Origin of the sequence: Corynebacterium sp. MSK195 (assembly GCF_030228885.1) — a bacterium.
GTDB lineage: Bacteria > Actinomycetota > Actinomycetes > Mycobacteriales > Mycobacteriaceae > Corynebacterium.
Map to the genome: position 1 here is coordinate 35,783 of NZ_JASPGT010000010.1, position 16,411 is coordinate 52,193.

Genomic DNA, 16,411 nt, shown 5'->3' on the forward strand with positions numbered 1-16,411 from the left:
CAAACGTTTGCGAGACTTGTTATTACCAGGGAATTGGTCAACAATTGAGGCCAGAGGGGCTTGGTGCTGTGGCTCGAAGAAAGCGGCATTTATCCCCTGCTAGAAATTCGCCCGAAAGAAGGGAATTATGACTACCGCAACGCAGCCTCAACAGTTTGAAGCTTGGAAGGGATTTGAGTCCGGTCCGTGGACCGAGGGCATCAACGTCCGCGACTTCATCCAGCGCAACTACACGCCGTACGACGGCGACTCCAGCTTCCTGGCGGGCCCGACCGAAAAGACCAAGCGCGTCTGGGAGACCCTGGAAAAGAACTACCTGTCCGTCGAGCGCGAAAAGCGCGTTTACGACGTCGACACCCACACCCCGACCGACATTGACGCTTTCCCGGCCGGCTACATCTCAGAGGACGACGACGTCATCGTCGGCCTGCAGACTGATACCCCGCTGAAGCGTGCCATGATGCCATTCGGTGGCTGGCGCATGGTCAAGCAGGCTATCGGCGAAGCGGGCAAGGAAGTAGATCCTGAGGTGGAGAAGATCTTCACCCGTTACCGCAAGACCCACAACGATGCGGTCTTCGATATCTACACCCCGCGCATCCGCGCTGCTCGTTCATCACACATCATCACCGGCCTGCCGGATGCTTACGGCCGTGGCCGCATCATCGGCGACTACCGTCGTGTTGCACTTTATGGTGTGGATTACCTGATCGAGGAAAAGCAGGCTTCCCGCGATTCCGTCGCAGATGCTGGCTTCTCTGAGCACTGGGCACGCTTCCGCGAGGAGCACTCCGAGCAGATTAAGGCCCTGAAGAAGCTCAAGAAGATGGCCGAGTCCTACGGCTTCGACATCTCCCAGCCGGCTAAGACCGCTCACGAGGCAGTGCAGTGGACCTACTTCGGCTACCTGGCTTCCATTAAATCCCAGGACGGCGCCGCAATGTCCATCGGCCGCCTGTCCGCCTTCTTCGATTGCTACTTCGAGCGCGACCTTGCCGCAGGCATCATCACCGAGGAAGACGCCCAGGAAATCATCGACTCCCTGGTTCTCAAGCTGCGTATCGTTCGCTTCCTGCGCACCATCGATTACGACCAGATCTTCTCCGGCGACCCGTACTGGGCAACCTGGTCCGACGCTGGCTTTGGCAATGACGGCCGCCACATGGTCACCAAGACCTCCTTCCGTCTGCTGCAGACCTTGGTGAACCTTGGCCCATCACCTGAGCCAAACATCACCATTTTCTGGGATCCGAAGCTGCCAGAGGGCTACAAGGAATTCTGCGCCCACATCTCCATTGAGACCTCCTCCATCCAGTACGAGTCTGACCGCCAGATTCGTGAGCAGTGGGGCGACGACGCCGCAATTGCTTGCTGTGTCTCCCCGATGGAAGTTGGCAAGCAGATGCAGTTCTTCGGCGCTCGTGTGAACGCCGCAAAGGCACTGCTCTACGCCATCAACGGCGGCCGCGATGAGGTATCCGGCAAGCAGGTTGTCGAAGGCTACGAGCCCATCAAGGGCGATGGCCCGCTGGACTTCGATGAGGTCTGGCAGAAGTACGAGGAGATGCTGGACTGGGTTGTTGGTACCTACGTTGAGGCCCTCAACATCATCCACTACTCCCACGACAAGTACGCCTACGAGGCAGTCGAGATGGCGCTGCACGATTCCAATATCGTCCGCTCCATGGGCTGCGGCATCGCCGGCCTGTCCATCGTTGCCGACTCCCTGTCCGCCATCAAGTACGCCAAGGTCACCCCGGTACGCGACGAGACCGGCCTGATTACGGACTACGTCACCGAAGGCGACTTCCCGTTCTACGGCAATGATGACGACCGCGCCGATGATATCGCCGCCACCATTGTCCACACCGTGATGGAAAAGATTAAGGCCATCCCGATGTACCGCAATGCCATCCCAACCCAGTCCGTGCTGACCATTACCTCGAACGTGGTCTACGGCAAGGCAACAGGCGCCTTCCCGTCGGGCCACAAGGCCGGCACGCCGTTCTCCCCAGGCGCTAACCCTGAAAACGGTGCTGACAGCCACGGCATGGTTGCCTCCATGCTGTCCGTCGGCAAGCTGGATTACAAGGACGCCTTGGACGGCATCTCGCTGACCAACACCATTACTCCTTCCGGATTGGGCCGCACCCCAGAAGAGCGCATCACTAACCTGGTGGGCGTTCTGGATGCCGGCTTCATCATGGAGAAGTAAAAACCACCAACCCTCAACCATCCCGAAAAGGAGAAAATCATGGCAACCCCAACTTTCGAAGACCGCATGTCAGCAATGAAGGCAAACCGCGATGCACACCAGATGAACTCTGGTCTGTACCACGCAAACATCAACGTGCTGGACAAGTCCACCCTCGAGGACGCCGTTGAGCACCCAGAGAAGTACCCGAACCTCACCGTTCGCGTCTCTGGCTACGCTGTCAACTTTGTCAAGCTGACCAAGGAGCAGCAGCTCGACGTTATCTCCCGCACCTTCCACCAGGGTTCCTAATCATGGCTGATGGCGTTACTGGTGTCGTTACCCTCTCTCCTGAAGAGGGAGAGCGAGTCCGCGGCGCGGCCGCGGGCCTGGGAAATGACGCACAATTCGATGACATTACCCGCCCCGAACTCATGGAGGCGCGCCGTACCGGCGATATTGCCCTCGTGCACTCTTGGGAGCTCGTGACCGCCGTCGATGGCCCGGGTACCCGCATGACGATGTTCATGTCCGGCTGCCCACTGCGCTGCCAGTATTGCCATAACCCAGACACCTGGGAGATGAAGACCGGCACGCTAGAGCGGGTCGAGGATGTGGTCAAGCGCATTAAGCGTTATAAGCCAATCTTCAACGCTTCCGGTGGCGGTCTCACCATCTCCGGTGGTGAACCCCTCTTCCAACTTTCTTTCACGCGCCGCGTGCTCAAGGAAGTTCACGATGCGGGCATCCACACCACCATCGATACTGCCGGTTATCTCGGTGCGCGTTTGCGTGACGAGGACCTGGATAATATCGACCTCGTGCTTCTCGACGTCAAGTCGGGCGACGAGGAAACCTATCGGAAGGTCACTCAGCGCGAACTCCAGCCCACGCTGGACTTCGGCGACAGGCTGAACAAGATAGGCAAACCGGTGTGGATCCGCTTCGTGGTGGTGCCAGACCTCACGGACTCGCCAGAGAACGTGGAAAATGTAGCCAATATCGTGGCGCGTTGGAAATCCAACGTTGAGCGCGTTGAGGTCCTGCCTTTCCACAATATGGGCAAGGACAAGTGGGATAGCTTGGGCATGAACTACCAGCTAGCTGACACGAAGCCACCAAAGCCGGAGGATGTGGAGAAAATCCGCGACGTCTTCCGCTCGAAGGGCTTGGAAGTCTACTAGCCTGGGAGGACATGACCTCCTATCGCCGCTTCGGCCACACAATTAAAGAGCACCACCTAGAAGTCCCGTGGGATTATTCCAATCCCCACGGGACTTTTGGGCTTTACGCCCGCGAAATAATCCCGCCCGGCGGAGAGGACCTGCCCGCATTGCTCTACCTGCAGGGCGGTCCTGGTTTCCCGGCGCCCCGGCCATTGGCGCCTACGGGGCTGATTGGCAAGGCGCTAGAGCGCTACCGCGTGATCCTCATGGATCAGCGTGGCACCGGCCGCTCGCACCGCATTGATGCGCTAAGCCCGGCCGCAGAGCGCACAGCCAAGCACCTGGCGTTGCTGCGCCAGGACAATATCGTCCGCGACGCCGAGCGCCTGCGCGAGCACCTCGGACTCGAGAAGTGGTCGTTGTTTGGCCAATCCTTCGGCGGCTTTTGCATCACCGCCTACCTATCCCAGGCACCCGAGCGCGTCGAGCATGCTTTCTTCACCGGCGGCATCCCCACGTTGAAGGGGGCGGACGAGCTCTATCGCGCTACCTTTAGCAAGCTTAAGGCCCGCCAGCAGCGTTTCTACCGCGAATTCCCGTGGGCACAGGGCCGTATCGAGGAGATCATTTCCCACCTGGACAATTCAGATGAGCGGCTTCCAACTGGCGAGCGCCTGTCCGCGCTGCGCTTTCGTACCATCGGCATCGAGCTCGGCCGCGGTACCGGCTTTGATTCGCTGGCCTATCTGCTGGAAGAGCCTTTCCGTACCGTGGCGGGGGAGAAGCGGTTGCGGGGTGATTTCCTGGTGGACGTCGGCCAGCGCGTGAGCTTTGCGGACGCTCCGTTGTACGCCGCAATACATGAGTCGATTTATGGCGGCGCCGGTGGCCAGGCCGCTACGAACTGGGCGGCGCACCGCGTGCGCGAGGAATTTCCGGAGTTTGCAGAGGCGGGCACCTGGCTGACCGGCGAGCACATTTTCCCCTGGCAGTTCAACGAGGACCCGGCCTTGCACGCGTTTGCCGACGCCGCCCATGACCTCGCCCGCCACGAATTCTCCCCGCCCTACGCGTTGGGCGAGGTGCCGTCTACGGCCGCGGCCATCTACGTCGATGATATTTTCGTCCCGCTCGAGGAGTCCTTGGCTACGGCCGCGCACCTGGGAGATCTGCGGCCGTGGATTAACAATGAATTCCAGCACAACGGCATCCGCGAGGATGGTGCGACCATCTTGGGGAAGCTCTTTTCGCTTATCGACGATCACTAGCATTTCGCTATTTCCTATGCGAAAATACTAGTGATCATCACGACTTTTAGGGAGACTCAATGATTGCCACCATAGTAATAGTCCTTATCCTGCTGATTATCTTGGGAACGCTCTTCGATGGTTATTTCATCGTTCGTACTCGCGAAGCTGCCATTCTGGAGCGCTTGGGTAAATTCCAAAAGGTGGCGCATGCTGGCCTGCACTTTAAAATGCCGTGGATAGACCGCGTGCGCGATAAGATTTCGCTGCAGGTGCGGCAGCTGGACGTGATGGTGGAGACCAAGACGAAGGATAATGTCTTCGTGCAAATCCCTGTTGCCGTGCAGTACGAGGTAGTCCAGGGCCGCGAGCGCGAAGCGTACTACATGCTCTCCAATCACGAGCAGCAGATTGTGGCCTACGTCCAGGACAATGTTCGTTCCTCCGTAGCGAATATGAACCTAGATGATTCCTTCTCCTCCAAGGACACCATCGCCCGCAATGTTGCGGCCTCCCTGCGCGACAATATGGCCGAGTATGGCTGGAACTTTGTCAATACCTTGGTCACCGATATCCGCCCTGACTCCCGGGTGCGCGAGTCCATGAACTCCATTAACGCTGCGCAGCGCGAGCGCGAGGCGGCCGTCGCCCAGGCGGAGGCTGAGAAGATCCGCGTGGTCAAGGAAGCTGAGGGTGCAGCCGAGGCGAAGAAGCTGCAGGGCCGCGGCGTTGCCGACCAGCGTAAGGAAATCGTCGAGGGTATTGCCCAGCAGTACGAGATGCTTCGCGACGCCGGCGTGGAAGAATCCCCCGAAGCTCTCATGCTGGTCTCCCAGTACCTCGACGCTATGGTCGACGTCTCCCACAATGGCCAGGCGTCCGTTCTTTATATGCCCTCTAACCCGCAGGGGATGGGCGATCTTTTCAGCGGCATGCGCGACGTGCTCATGGCCAACCGTGCCCTCGACTCCGCCGAGGAGCCGTCCCAACGCCGTCGCCCGCAGCCTAAGAAGCCTTCCCGTGCCGAGGAAATCGAGCGCGAATCTAAGCGTCAGGCCGAACGCGCTAAGCGCGAAGCCATCGCTGCTTCCCAGCGCGCTGAGCAGCAACGCTCTGAGAACCAGCAGGCAGAGCCGCACCCGCAGCAGGGCCAGCACTCCACCGCGCAGCCTCAGGCTGCCCGCGAGTATTTCCAGCAGCTGCGCGAGCAACTGAAAAACGAGGACTAGTCCTGAGCATCGATAACCTCTTTGATGCCTATACCGCTCAGCGTGGCATAACCCGCCGCGCGGAGGTGATCCCCGATCACGAGTGTCAGGTCTTCGCCACCGACGACCATCCTGACTCCGACCGTGATGCGTTAAGCGCCGCGCGCGACCTTGTCCACGACGTCCTTGTGGTCGATGACACGCCGAGTAGCGCTACCTCGCAGAGGCAGCGCTAACGAACCCAGCGGACCTTGCCATTGACTCGGGCAAGGCGTCCGCGCAGCGGCGGGGCATTTGGATCATCTTGGTTGACCCCGTTGTGGTAGGGGCAGCACACGGTCAGGTTTTCCATGTTGGTCAACCCGCCGTGTTTCCACGCCTTGAGGTGATGGATCTGGGCCTTGTCCGCCGGATGGTTGCACGGCGGCCACGGGCAGGTGGGATTTTCGGCCGCGGCCATCTGCCGCTGTTTCTCGGTGGCGTAACGAGATGTGCGATACAGGTTGACTGGGCCCTTGACGGGGTGGATAAGCGTCGCGAGGCCGTGCTCGGTGAAGGTGCGCTCGACGAGCTCGGCGCCGGTAATGGTGGCGCCATTGCTAAGGCGTAGCGTGACTTCGTCGCCGTCGCCGTCCAGGATTTGGTCTAGGGCGTTGAGCGGGATGATGACGTTAGTGGTGGTGCGTGCGGAAGGCGCGCCGGTGCCGCGAAGGAGGTCGCGGAGGGAATCGAGTGGGCGGTCGGGGTCGAGCGCGGCGTCGAATTCAGCAAGGAAGGCCGAGGGAGCGGTAATCCGCATTGTCCACGGGCCGTTCGGCCGGCGAAGGAGCTGGACGCCTTCGCGGGGTGGCATGCGGCGCGGGCGAAGTTCGCGCAGGCGCTGCTTGGCGCGGCGGGCGATGTCAGAAGCCGGCCCACGCAGGCGGCACAGCTCCACGCGTAGGTTCCACGCCTCACGCTTAGTGCGTACCCGGGAGACGTACTTTTCAATCAGCTTGAGCGTTACGAGGTCGTGGTGTCGGGCAGCCGCGGCTGCGTGGCGTTGCTTACGGCTGAAGCCGGTCGGGCCGAAGTAGACTGCGGCCAGCGCGCGGAGGTCGCGGGCCTCGACATCCGGCAAGCCTAGCTCGACAAGGGCGCGCTCAGACGCGCCGTGGGCCTCGGCGAGGATGTCCATCGCCGAGACAATATGGGTGGCATAGGCCTGCAGTGCGTTCATGGTTGCAAATTTAAGCAGAGCCGGTGGGCGAGCCGAGGCGAAGACGTCCGCAGCCTGTGGATAACTTGTTTAAGCGTCAACTGCCCCAGTGGGCCGCAATGGCAAAGAGATACGAAACGAGCATGCGCTTAATCTCTACGACCACGGCGTCAAAGTCGCCTGGGTCGCCCGCAGTTGCGTAATTGAGTTGCGAGACCACGCTGTGGATAAGGAAGCCGGCCAAGTCAATGCGTTCGTCATCGCTCATGGACGGCGCGAGTGGGGAGAGGATTTCTGACAAGGGGAAAAGCAGCTGCCGCTCGGTATCTGCGGCCGTCGCGCGGGTGGCGGGGGTGGATTGCACGGCATGCCACACGGCGCGCCGGGAGGGATCGTCGCGCCACATACGCGCCAGGTGATCGATGGTTTCATCCAACACATCGGGCCATTGCACGTCCGGGGCGCGGCGGGAGAAGCGCTCGATTTCGGCCCGGCTGGCAGCTGTGTCTTGGCGGTCGAGCTCGCAGACGAGCACGTATTTATTGGCAAAGTACTGATACAGCGTGCCGATGGGCACCCCGGCGCGGTGGGCGACCTCGTCGACGGTGAAGGATTCAAAGCCGACGTCGACAAGCACGGCGCGTGCGGCCTGCAGAATGCGCTCGAAGCGCTCGCGACTGCGCGCCTGCGCTGGCCGACGCCGCGGTAGCAGAATCTCTCCCACGTGCTAGCTTAGCCCCTTCATCACGCGGGCGACGTGGCCGGTGGCCTTGACGTTGTAGTGCGTTTGGCCGATGGTGCCATCCGGCTCGACCAAGAAGGTGGAGCGGATTACGCCCTGGACGACCTTGCCGTAGTTCTTCTTCTCGCCAAACGCGCCGTAGGCGGTCATGACAGACTTATCCGGATCCGAAAGCAGCGGGAAGTTCAGCTCGTGGTCCGCGCGGAACTTCGCCAGCGCCTCCGGCTTATCTGGCGAGATGCCTACGACGGCAATATTGAGATCGTTGAGCTGTTCCAGGGAATCGCGGAAATCGCAGGCTTCCTTGGTGCAGCCTGGGGTATTGGCGCGGGGGTAGAAGTAGACCAGTACGCGCTGGCCTGCGTAATCGGCGAGGGAAACGGTGTTTCCGGCGTCGTCGGCAAGCGCAAAAGCAGGGGCGGTATCTCCAACGTTCAAACGGTTTTCAGTCATGGTTCCCACCTTACTTACCGCCCGGGCTGCACGCTTTTGGGCCGGCGGGGTAGAATGACCCCGTTAAGAGCGAACCTAAGTTAAGAGGAGAACTTCGTGGCACGCAATATTGAAGACATTCAGCGCGATATCGAGCGCACCCGCCGCCAGCTGGCCGGCACCCTGGACGAGCTGGCACAGCGCAGCAAGCCGCAGAACTTTGCCAACGAGGCTAAGACCGCGGCCACCGATAAGCTGCAGGACCGCAACGTGCAGATGGCCCTGGGCGGCGTCGGCGCTGCTGTGGTTGGCCTCATTGCTTTTTCGGTCTTCCGCTCTCGCCGCCGCAAGAGCGACTTGAAGGAGCTGCAGCGCCTGCTGTCCGAGCGCCACTAATGATGGAGGTCCCCGCACACCGCGGGGACTTTTTTCGTAGGCTGGGTTGGGATGAAGACACCAATCCCTTTTTATTTGCAGGAAATCCTCACTAAGGTGCGCGATAATCGCGACGGCGCCGTGGCGGATTATATTCCGGAACTGGCCAAGGCGGAGCCCGAATACCTCGGCGCCGCGATGTGCACCACCACCGGCCACGTCTATTCCGCGGGCGATGATGAGGTGGAATTTACCCTTCAGTCCCTGTCCAAGCCTTTTGTCTACGCACTAGCGCTTCAGGAGCTGGGACTATCTGCGGTGCGCGAGATTGTGGGTATGGAGCCTTCGGGCGAGGCCTTCAACGAGCTTTCGCTCAACCGAGATGACCATCGGCCGGTCAACCCGATGATTAATGCGGGCGCGATTGCGGTCACGCAGCTGATTAATGGCGTGGATTCGGAGCCTGCCGCGCGCGTGGAGCGCCTGCGAACCTATTTTTCGCGGCTGGCGGGACGCGATTTGCTTATCGACGACGCCATGCGGTCCTCCGAGCTGGAAGTCAGCGAACGTAACCTCTCGCTGGCGCACATGTTGCGCAATTACGACATCATCCAGGACGAGGCACATGATGCGGTGTCAACATATATTGAGCAGTGCTCGATTGTGGTGACGGTGCGGGACTTGGCCGTGATGTCGGCAACGTTGGCGAATGGTGGCGTGCAGCCGGTGACGGGCGACAAGATTTTGGATGCGGATGTGTGCCGGTTGACGCTATCGGTGATGAGCTCGGCCGGCATGTACGACGGCGCCGGCCGATGGATGGCCGAGGTGGGTATCCCGGCGAAGTCGGGCGTTTCAGGTGGCCTGCTGGGCACGCTGCCGGGCCAGTTGGGCGTGGCGACATTCTCGCCGCGGCTTAATAAAGAAGGTAACTCGGTACGCGGTGTGGATGCGTTCAAGCTGTTGTCGAAGGACATGGGCCTGCACTTGATGTCTACAGACGAGCGCTATGGCGTGAACCCGGTGCGCAAGGTGGAGCAGGATGCGGAGCTGACCGTGATCTATCTGCAGGGCTTGATTAACTTCAACGCGGCCGAGACTATCTTGTACGAGCTGATGGAGTCAGATTTTGGCGAGGGCACGGTGGTGCTCGAGCTATCACATATTACGGGCACGAACCGCATGGGTCGACGCATGCTGAAGGAGGGGCTGCGCCGAATTCGCGAGTCTGGCTTTGATATCGCCATCGTGGATCCGGATGGGGAGCTGGAAGATCGCACCATGTCGGACGGCACGGAGGTGCCGAAAGGCGAGCCGGAGGACTACACCATCAACGGCGAACCTGTTTAGGTTTGGGTTGCCTTAGTTAATCAGGTTAGGATGTCCTATGTAAGGCTCATCGCGGCTGCCGCGAGGGCATCCAACGACCAAGGACTAAAAATGGCTCATACCCCCTTCAAGGTGATGGCGGTTGTGGCGGCGTCGGCAACCGCACTCGTCGGCTGCGGCGCAGCTGAGGAAGTAACTGGCGGCTCCAGCGGCGATGCTGAGTTCTCCTTCACCGATATCACCGGCCGTGACGTGGAACTGGATAAGGCTCCCGATCGTGTGATTTTGGGGGAGGGCCGATCGATTTTTGCTACCGGTGTACTCGACCCCGATAATCCACTGGACAAGGTCGTTGGCATCGGAACGGATCTCAAGCAGAACGTGCCGGATTACTACAAGGCGCTGGAAAAGGAACTGCCGTCCGTAAACGAGGTTCCAGAGATCGGCGGCTTTACCAAGGGTGATGTCACCGTGGAAAAACTCGTGAGCCTAGACCCGGACCTCATTGTCCTCTCGCTGGATCAATATGATGCCTCTCGCGAAGCTGGTCTGACCGACAAGATGGACCAAGCTGGCTTGAAGTATGCGGTCACCGATTTCCGCCGCGACCCGCTGGAGAATACTCCCAAGACTATGGACATCTTCGGCGAGATCTTTGGCCAAGAGGATCGCGCTGAGGAATTTAACTCGGATTGGCAAAAGACCGTGGATTTGGTCGAGGACCGCGCAGAGAAGGTAAAAGATAAACCAAAGACTTTCGTTTGGAGAGCAGCAGGTGTGTCCGATTGCTGCGGTTCCTGGAACGATTCCAATATTTCCCAGCTGGTCAACGCGGCCGGTGGTGAGAATATCGGCGATAAAGTCATTCCGGGCGAGTCCGGCACAATCACCCCGGAAAAGGTCCTGGAATCTGACCCGGATATGATCATCGCCACCGGTGGCGATTGGTCCGAGATGAAGGACGATGAAGGCCACCCTGTCGGATACGCTGCAGTGGGTTACGGCATTGATGAAAAGGAAGCCAAGGGCAGCATCGCGAAGCTTCCGGAGAAGCAGGCCGGCTTCGATAAGCTGCGTGCGGTTAAGGAGCATCACCTGCACAGCATGTGGCACCAGTTCTATGATTCGCCGTTTAACTACCTGGCACTGCTGCAGGTGGCGGAGTGGATCGACCCGGAGGCGTATGCCGATATGGACGTCGCCAAGCAGTGGATGGATGCGCAAGAAAAGTACTCGCCGGTCTCTGGTGAGGGAACCTTCTTTAGCACCAACTAATGGAGGGTGCAGAGGTAGCCGCTCTAGCGCGGCAACATAAGAAGTTAACCTGGCAACGCATAGGCATCGTTGCGGGCCTGACCCTGATTGCGGCCGCCGCATTTGTCATTAGCAACTTCGTCGGTGCGATTGATATCAGCCCGGCCGAGGTAATAAAGGGCATTGTGAATCCCGCGGGTCTGGAGGACCAGACGCGCACGGTGCTGTGGCAACTGCGCCTGCCTATGGCCGTGATGGCCGTGCTTATCGGTATGGCCTTGTCCTTGGCCGGCGCGGAGATGCAGACCATCCTCAATAACCCGCTAGCCGAGCCGTTTACCCTCGGCATTTCTGCGGCCGCCGCGTTTGGCGGCGCCACCTCCATCGTGCTCAAGTGGCAGCTGATTGCGCAGCCGCAGTTCAACCTGGCGCTGATGGCGTGGCTTGCTGCCGCGGTGGCTACGGCCATTATTGTTATCGCGGCCGTCATCCGTGGCGCGAAGGCAGAAACCATGGTGCTGCTGGGCATCGGCTTGGTGTTCTTCTTCCAGGCCATGCTGGCGCTTATCCAGTACCAGTCCTCGGCCGAGGCGCTGCAACAGATCGTCTTTTGGTCCATGGGCTCTCTTACCCGCGCCAATTGGGCGGCCAACGGCGTGCTGGCGGCCGTGCTGATTATCGCCCTGCCCATTTTGTGGGCGCTGGGCTGGCGCCTTACTGCCTTGCGGCTTGGCGACGCCCGCGCTACCGCCATGGGCATCAATACCTCCCGCCTGCGCATCGTGGTGCTCATCGTCGTGTCGCTCGTCGCGGCGACGACCGTGGCCTTTGCCGGCATCATCGGTTTCATTGGTCTGGTCGGCCCGCATATTGCCCGCATGCTGGTGGGCGAGGACCAGCGCTACTTCTTGCCGGCCTCAATGGCGGCGGGCGCGGCCGTGATGTGTGCCGCGCATGCGGTGAGCCTGATGATTAAGCCGGGCTTGGCTATTCCCATTGGCATTGTTACCTCGCTTTTGGGCGTGCCATTCTTCATTGCCATTGTCATGACCCGAAGGAGGGCCCTGTGGACGTAGAACTGACTATTTCCGGGCTGAGTGCAGCCTATGGCAAGCACCGCGTACTGGAGTCCGTGGATGTGGAAAAACTCCACGGCGGGCAGCTGGTGGGCCTGTTGGGGCCGAATGCCTCCGGCAAGACCACACTTATCAAGTCCCTGGCCGGCGTCCACCGCGGCTGCCAGGGCGAAGTGGATTTTCGCGTCGATGGCACGGCACCGCGCGGCAAGCGCCGCCGGCAGCTCATCGGCTACGTGCCGCAGGATCTCACGAGCACGGCCGCGCTGCGGGCGTTTGAGGCCGTGCTGATCTCTGCGCGCCGTGAAGCCTGCGAGGACCCGATTACGCGCACCGGTGAGGTGCTGCACTCGCTGGGGCTGGATGCGATTGCCTCGCGCTACCTCAACGAGCTTTCCGGCGGCCAGCGCCAGCTGGTGGCGGTGGCGCAGATGTTGGTGGGCAACCCAGGCCTGATGCTTCTCGACGAACCTACCTCCGCCCTCGATCTGCACCACCAGATCTTCGTGCTGGACGAGGTGCGTGCCAAGGCGAAGCGCGACGGCAGCCTGGGCTTGGTGGCCATCCACGATATTAACCTGGCTGCGCGCATGTGCGACCAGCTGGTAGTGCTCAAAAAGGGCCATATTCGCGCCCAGGGCAAACCTTCGGACGTTCTCACGGGGGAGCTCGTGGAAGGTGTGTATGGGGTAGAGGCGGACGTCGTCCAGCATGGCGGCGCTCCACTCATTGCCCCGCTGCGGGTGAGATAACAAAAAGGCCGGGCTATTGCCCGGCCTAATTTTTTAACTTAAATTTTTAAGTGGTGCGCCATCAGGGAATCGAACCCCGAACCCACTGATTAAGAGTCAGTTGCTCTGCCAATTGAGCTAATGGCGCATCGTTGACTTCCTGCCGTGTGGCTCTCTGTGCAACGAGTAGATACTCTAGCAGCCATTCTTGAAAAGTGTAAAATCGCCTGGTTATGGCGTGTTTTTAGGGGTCTATAACGAATTGGTTAATGCCTGAAGTGGCTTCTGGTAATTGCTGGAGTGAGACGCTAATCTAAATTGGTCTTTGAAAGCAGCAATTACGTGTCTAAGGGCAACTCAGTGAAACATTCCCTCCCTATTGCGCGCCGCCTCATCGCGGCTGCGGGCGTTGCGTGCATTTCCCTAGCCGCCGCCTCCTGCTCCTCTGATTCCTCTGCCGAGGATCAAACCGCTGACCAAGAATCCACCGCCGCCGCAAACGCGGGCGGGGAGAAAGACAGCGGCAAAAAGGGCAAAGAGTCTGACAAGAAAAAGGGCGGCCTCTCGGCTTCCGTGAAAGACGGTGCGCAGAACGTGGATCCGTCTAAGCCCGTCACCGTAGAGACCTCCGGCAAGCTCAAGAGTGTCACCATGACCAATGAAATGGGCGTGGAAGTCAAAGAAAAGCTCTCGAAGGATGCCAAGACATGGTCTACGGCGGAGGACTTGGGCTATAACCACACCTATTCCATCGTGGCCTCCGATGTGGATGGCAACAAGAAGAACCTCAGCTTTTCCACCCCGCAAGCAGCGGGCGTTGCCGAGGTCTCGCTTACCCCTATCCCTGACTCTGAGGTGGGCGTAGGCCAGGTCATTGGTGTGAATTTTGGTGTGCCGATTACGGACCGCAAGGCGGCCGAGAAGACCATTACTGTGACCACCAACCCTGAGGTTAAGGGCGCTTTCTACTGGGTCAACAACCAGGAGGTGCGCTGGCGTCCAAAGGAATACTGGGAGCCTGGCACCAAGGTTGAGGTGAAGGTAGACCAGTACGGCAAGGACCTAGGCGGCGGAATCTATGGCGGCGAGAACGCCAAGACCAATTTCACCATCGGTGACCGCACCGTGGCGATTATCGATAACGCCACCAAGACCATGAAGGTCTTCAAAAATAAGAAGTTCTTGCGCGCCATCCCGGTCTCGCTAGGCCGCGATTATCAGTACGATACGCCAAACGGGCGCTACATCATCGGTGACGAGCACCCGCAGCTAGTCATGGACTCGGAGACCTTTGGCCTAGCCCATGAGGCAGGCGGCTACCGCACGACCGTGGACTGGGCTACCCAGATGTCCTATTCCGGCATCTATGTCCACTCCGCTCCGTGGTCCGTATGGGCGCAGGGCAATACCAATACCTCGCACGGCTGCATTAACGTGACGCCGGAGGCTGCCCAGTGGTTCCAGGAGACGATGAAGCGCGGCGACGTGGTGCGCGTATTCAATACCTACGGTGAAACGCTTAATGCGATGGACGGCCTGGGTGACTGGAATATGTCCTGGGACGAGTGGTCCAAGGGCAACGCGGACGCCAATCAGTAGCGCCCACGAGCAGCGCAGGCGATGAGCGCATGGCTACAGTGGTGGCCATGCGCTTTTCTGTTTTAGACCGCGGGGTGGCCGGGCCGTTGGACCAGGTAGCTGAGCACGCCCGGCATGTAGAGAGGCTTGGTTTCCGGCGCTTTCTGGTGGCCGAGCACCACGGTGTGCCGGGAATTCCGGCGGGGCAGCCGGGGATGTTGGCGGCTCACGTGGCGGCGCACACGCAGCGCATTCGGGTGGGCACGGCCGGAATCATGCTGTTAAATCATCCGCCGTTTCTGGTGGCCGAGCAGATTAATCTTCTCGAGGCGCTGTATCCCGGGCGAATCGATATTGGAATTGGTTCCTCTGTCGGCTTTACCGGCCCGGTGCGGCGGGCACTGCGCCAGGGTGAACCGGCTGAAGTGAAGCAGCGCTTTGAGGCGGAGCTGGCGACGCTGTTGCGCTACCTGCGCGGCGAGGAGGCGGTGACGGTGCGGCCGGAGTATGCGGGCACTCCGATCTACGTCTTGGCGGGCTTTCGATCGGCCATGGTTGCGGCCAAGATGGGGCTCGGCGTCATCTTGGGTGGTCCGGTGGCCACGCAGGAGGCAGCCGCGCGGGTGTATCGGGAGCATGCGCTTGCCGATGCCCCACCTATCATCTCCTCGCTCAATATCGCCGTTGCCGATACATCCGCGGCCGCCCGTGATCTGTTGTTACCGGAGGCCTATGCCAAGGCACTCGCGCAATCTACCGGCGAGTTCGCGGCCCTGCGGCCTGCAGGAGAGCTGGACATGGATGCGCTGACGGGGCAGCAGCGCCGGCGCATTGAGGAGGCGCTGGCCCATGACATGTGGGGAACGGTGAGGGAAGTGGGGGAGGAGCTTAGGGGCGTCGGCAAGCGGCTGGGTGTTAGCGAGTTTGTGGTGACCGGAGACATGCCAGATGTGGCCGGTCGGGCGCGTTCGGAGGAGCTGCTGGCGAGCATGCAGGCGGAAAACTGAAAATGCCCGAGCACAAGGCTCGGGCATTTGGGGTGGCTGACGGGGCTCGAACCCGCGACACCCAGGATCACAACCTGGTGCTCTACCAGCTGAACTACAGCCACCATCGCTGCGTGAAAGCAACGAGATATAGGTTAACTCACGCCGCCTAAATTACAAAAACGCCTGGTAATCAGCGGTGGTTTCGGCCTTGATCTCCTCCGCCTCGGGGGAGGTGGGGCCCTCGTCGGTGCGGAAGACGCTGCGGCGGTAGAAGTCCAGCTCGCGGATCGATTCGATAATGTCCTGCAGTGCGCGGTGGGCCATGCCCTTATCAGGCTGGTTGAAGTAAGCGCGCGGGTGCCACCGACGGGCAAGCTCCTTGATGGTGGAGACGTCAATCATGCGGTAGTGCAAGGCGCTATCGAGCCGCGGCATATAAGCGCGGATGAAGGTGCGATCCGTGGCAATGGAATTGCCGGCTAGGGGAGCGGGGTGCTCCGGATCGCAATGCTCATTGATGAGCGCGAGCACGGCATCCTCGGCTTCTCCGATGGAGGTGGTGGACTCGCGGATTTCCTTATCTAGCCCAGACTTAGCGTGCATCTCGGTGACGAAGGAATCCATCTGTGCCAGTTCATCCTCGGTGGCATGGACGACGAGGTCGATGCCCTCGCCTAGGATATTGAGGTTGCTATCGGTGATGACGGCAGCGACCTCGACGATGACGTGACGTTCGGGGTCCAAGCCCGTCATCTCCAAATCGATCCAGACGAGGCGGTCGTGTTTTGCGGCTATCTCGGAATGTGGCATGCGGTCCATTCTACGCCCGCGTGCTTTTACCCCTGTATGGGGTACGAACCGGGCTGCCCTGTAGGGGCGATTGCTACTGGAC

14 protein-coding genes, 2 tRNA genes and 1 pseudogene are annotated in these 16,411 nt (G+C 60.2%); 11 read left to right on the forward strand and 6 right to left on the reverse strand.

Going from position 1 to position 16,411, the window contains the following annotated elements; translation table 11 throughout:
• Nucleotides 1-127: 127 nt before the first annotated feature.
• The 4 genes and pseudogenes from pflB to QP909_RS09655 all read left to right on the forward strand — a co-directional run bounded on the left by pflB (nucleotide 128) and on the right by QP909_RS09655 (nucleotide 5,836).
• A pseudogene (gene pflB, locus QP909_RS09640) lies at nucleotides 128-2,506 on the forward strand (formate C-acetyltransferase).
• A gap of 2 nt (nucleotides 2,507-2,508) precedes the next feature.
• On the forward strand, nucleotides 2,509-3,378 hold the full coding sequence (gene pflA / locus QP909_RS09645) for a pyruvate formate-lyase-activating protein (RefSeq protein ID WP_269953638.1): 870 nt from the start codon (nucleotides 2,509-2,511) through the stop codon (nucleotides 3,376-3,378).
• An 11-nt stretch (nucleotides 3,379-3,389) separates the two neighbouring features.
• Entirely contained in the window at nucleotides 3,390-4,628 is a 1,239-nt protein-coding gene (locus tag QP909_RS09650) for an alpha/beta fold hydrolase (RefSeq protein ID WP_284767079.1), read from the forward strand.
• A 59-nt stretch (nucleotides 4,629-4,687) separates the two neighbouring features.
• Complete coding sequence (locus QP909_RS09655; RefSeq protein ID WP_239278379.1) at nucleotides 4,688-5,836, forward strand: SPFH domain-containing protein; 1,149 nt, start codon at nucleotides 4,688-4,690, stop codon at nucleotides 5,834-5,836.
• A gap of 211 nt (nucleotides 5,837-6,047) precedes the next feature.
• Here QP909_RS09655 and QP909_RS09660 read toward each other — a convergent pair whose 3' ends face one another.
• The 3 genes from QP909_RS09660 to bcp form a co-directional block, all read right to left on the reverse strand.
• Nucleotides 6,048-7,034, reverse strand: a complete 987-nt coding sequence (locus tag QP909_RS09660) for an HNH endonuclease signature motif containing protein (protein ID WP_284767080.1) — start codon at nucleotides 7,032-7,034, stop codon at nucleotides 6,048-6,050.
• A gap of 76 nt (nucleotides 7,035-7,110) precedes the next feature.
• Nucleotides 7,111-7,737, reverse strand: coding sequence for a TetR/AcrR family transcriptional regulator (locus QP909_RS09665; RefSeq protein ID WP_284767081.1), 627 nt, complete (start codon nucleotides 7,735-7,737; stop codon nucleotides 7,111-7,113).
• A gap of 3 nt (nucleotides 7,738-7,740) precedes the next feature.
• Nucleotides 7,741-8,208, reverse strand: coding sequence for a thioredoxin-dependent thiol peroxidase (gene bcp, locus QP909_RS09670; RefSeq protein WP_005327287.1), 468 nt, complete (start codon nucleotides 8,206-8,208; stop codon nucleotides 7,741-7,743).
• A 96-nt stretch (nucleotides 8,209-8,304) separates the two neighbouring features.
• On the opposite strand from bcp, the gene QP909_RS09675 reads away from it, so the two are divergent.
• The 5 genes from QP909_RS09675 to QP909_RS09695 all read left to right on the forward strand — a co-directional run bounded on the left by QP909_RS09675 (nucleotide 8,305) and on the right by QP909_RS09695 (nucleotide 12,973).
• Nucleotides 8,305-8,583 carry a DUF3618 domain-containing protein gene (locus tag QP909_RS09675; protein ID WP_005323988.1) on the forward strand — a complete coding sequence of 93 codons (279 nt, stop codon included), beginning with the start codon at nucleotides 8,305-8,307 and terminating at the stop codon, nucleotides 8,581-8,583.
• Nucleotides 8,584-8,634: 51 nt separating this feature from the next.
• Complete coding sequence (locus tag QP909_RS09680) at nucleotides 8,635-9,912, forward strand: glutaminase (RefSeq protein ID WP_204611101.1); 1,278 nt, start codon at nucleotides 8,635-8,637, stop codon at nucleotides 9,910-9,912.
• Between the two features lie 90 nt (nucleotides 9,913-10,002).
• Nucleotides 10,003-11,166: an ABC transporter substrate-binding protein gene (locus QP909_RS09685; RefSeq protein ID WP_284767082.1), complete on the forward strand. Its 1,164-nt coding sequence runs from the start codon at nucleotides 10,003-10,005 to the stop codon at nucleotides 11,164-11,166.
• Nucleotides 11,166-12,221, forward strand: coding sequence for a FecCD family ABC transporter permease (locus QP909_RS09690; protein ID WP_284767083.1), 1,056 nt, complete (start codon nucleotides 11,166-11,168; stop codon nucleotides 12,219-12,221). The genes QP909_RS09685 and QP909_RS09690 overlap by 1 nt, the downstream gene beginning before the upstream one ends.
• Nucleotides 12,212-12,973, forward strand: a complete 762-nt coding sequence (locus QP909_RS09695; RefSeq protein ID WP_284767084.1) for an ABC transporter ATP-binding protein — start codon at nucleotides 12,212-12,214, stop codon at nucleotides 12,971-12,973. Before QP909_RS09690 ends, QP909_RS09695 begins: the two co-directional genes overlap by 10 nt.
• 51 nt (nucleotides 12,974-13,024) lie before the next feature.
• Here QP909_RS09695 and QP909_RS09700 read toward each other — a convergent pair.
• Nucleotides 13,025-13,100 (reverse strand) — tRNA-Lys (locus QP909_RS09700).
• 212 nt (nucleotides 13,101-13,312) lie between these two features.
• Between QP909_RS09700 and QP909_RS09705 the strand changes: the two genes are divergently transcribed.
• Together QP909_RS09705 and QP909_RS09710 are read left to right on the forward strand one after the other, a co-directional pair.
• Complete coding sequence (locus QP909_RS09705; protein ID WP_284767085.1) at nucleotides 13,313-14,551, forward strand: L,D-transpeptidase; 1,239 nt, start codon at nucleotides 13,313-13,315, stop codon at nucleotides 14,549-14,551.
• Between the two features lie 29 nt (nucleotides 14,552-14,580).
• Entirely contained in the window at nucleotides 14,581-15,537 is a 957-nt protein-coding gene (locus QP909_RS09710; RefSeq protein ID WP_284767086.1) for an MsnO8 family LLM class oxidoreductase, read from the forward strand.
• 28 nt (nucleotides 15,538-15,565) lie between these two features.
• Here QP909_RS09710 and QP909_RS09715 read toward each other — a convergent pair.
• Nucleotides 15,566-15,641: transfer RNA gene (locus QP909_RS09715), tRNA-His, on the reverse strand.
• 49 nt (nucleotides 15,642-15,690) lie between these two features.
• Nucleotides 15,691-16,338: an oligoribonuclease gene (orn, locus tag QP909_RS09720; protein ID WP_284767087.1), complete on the reverse strand. Its 648-nt coding sequence runs from the start codon at nucleotides 16,336-16,338 to the stop codon at nucleotides 15,691-15,693.
• Nucleotides 16,339-16,411: the final 73 nt, after the last annotated feature.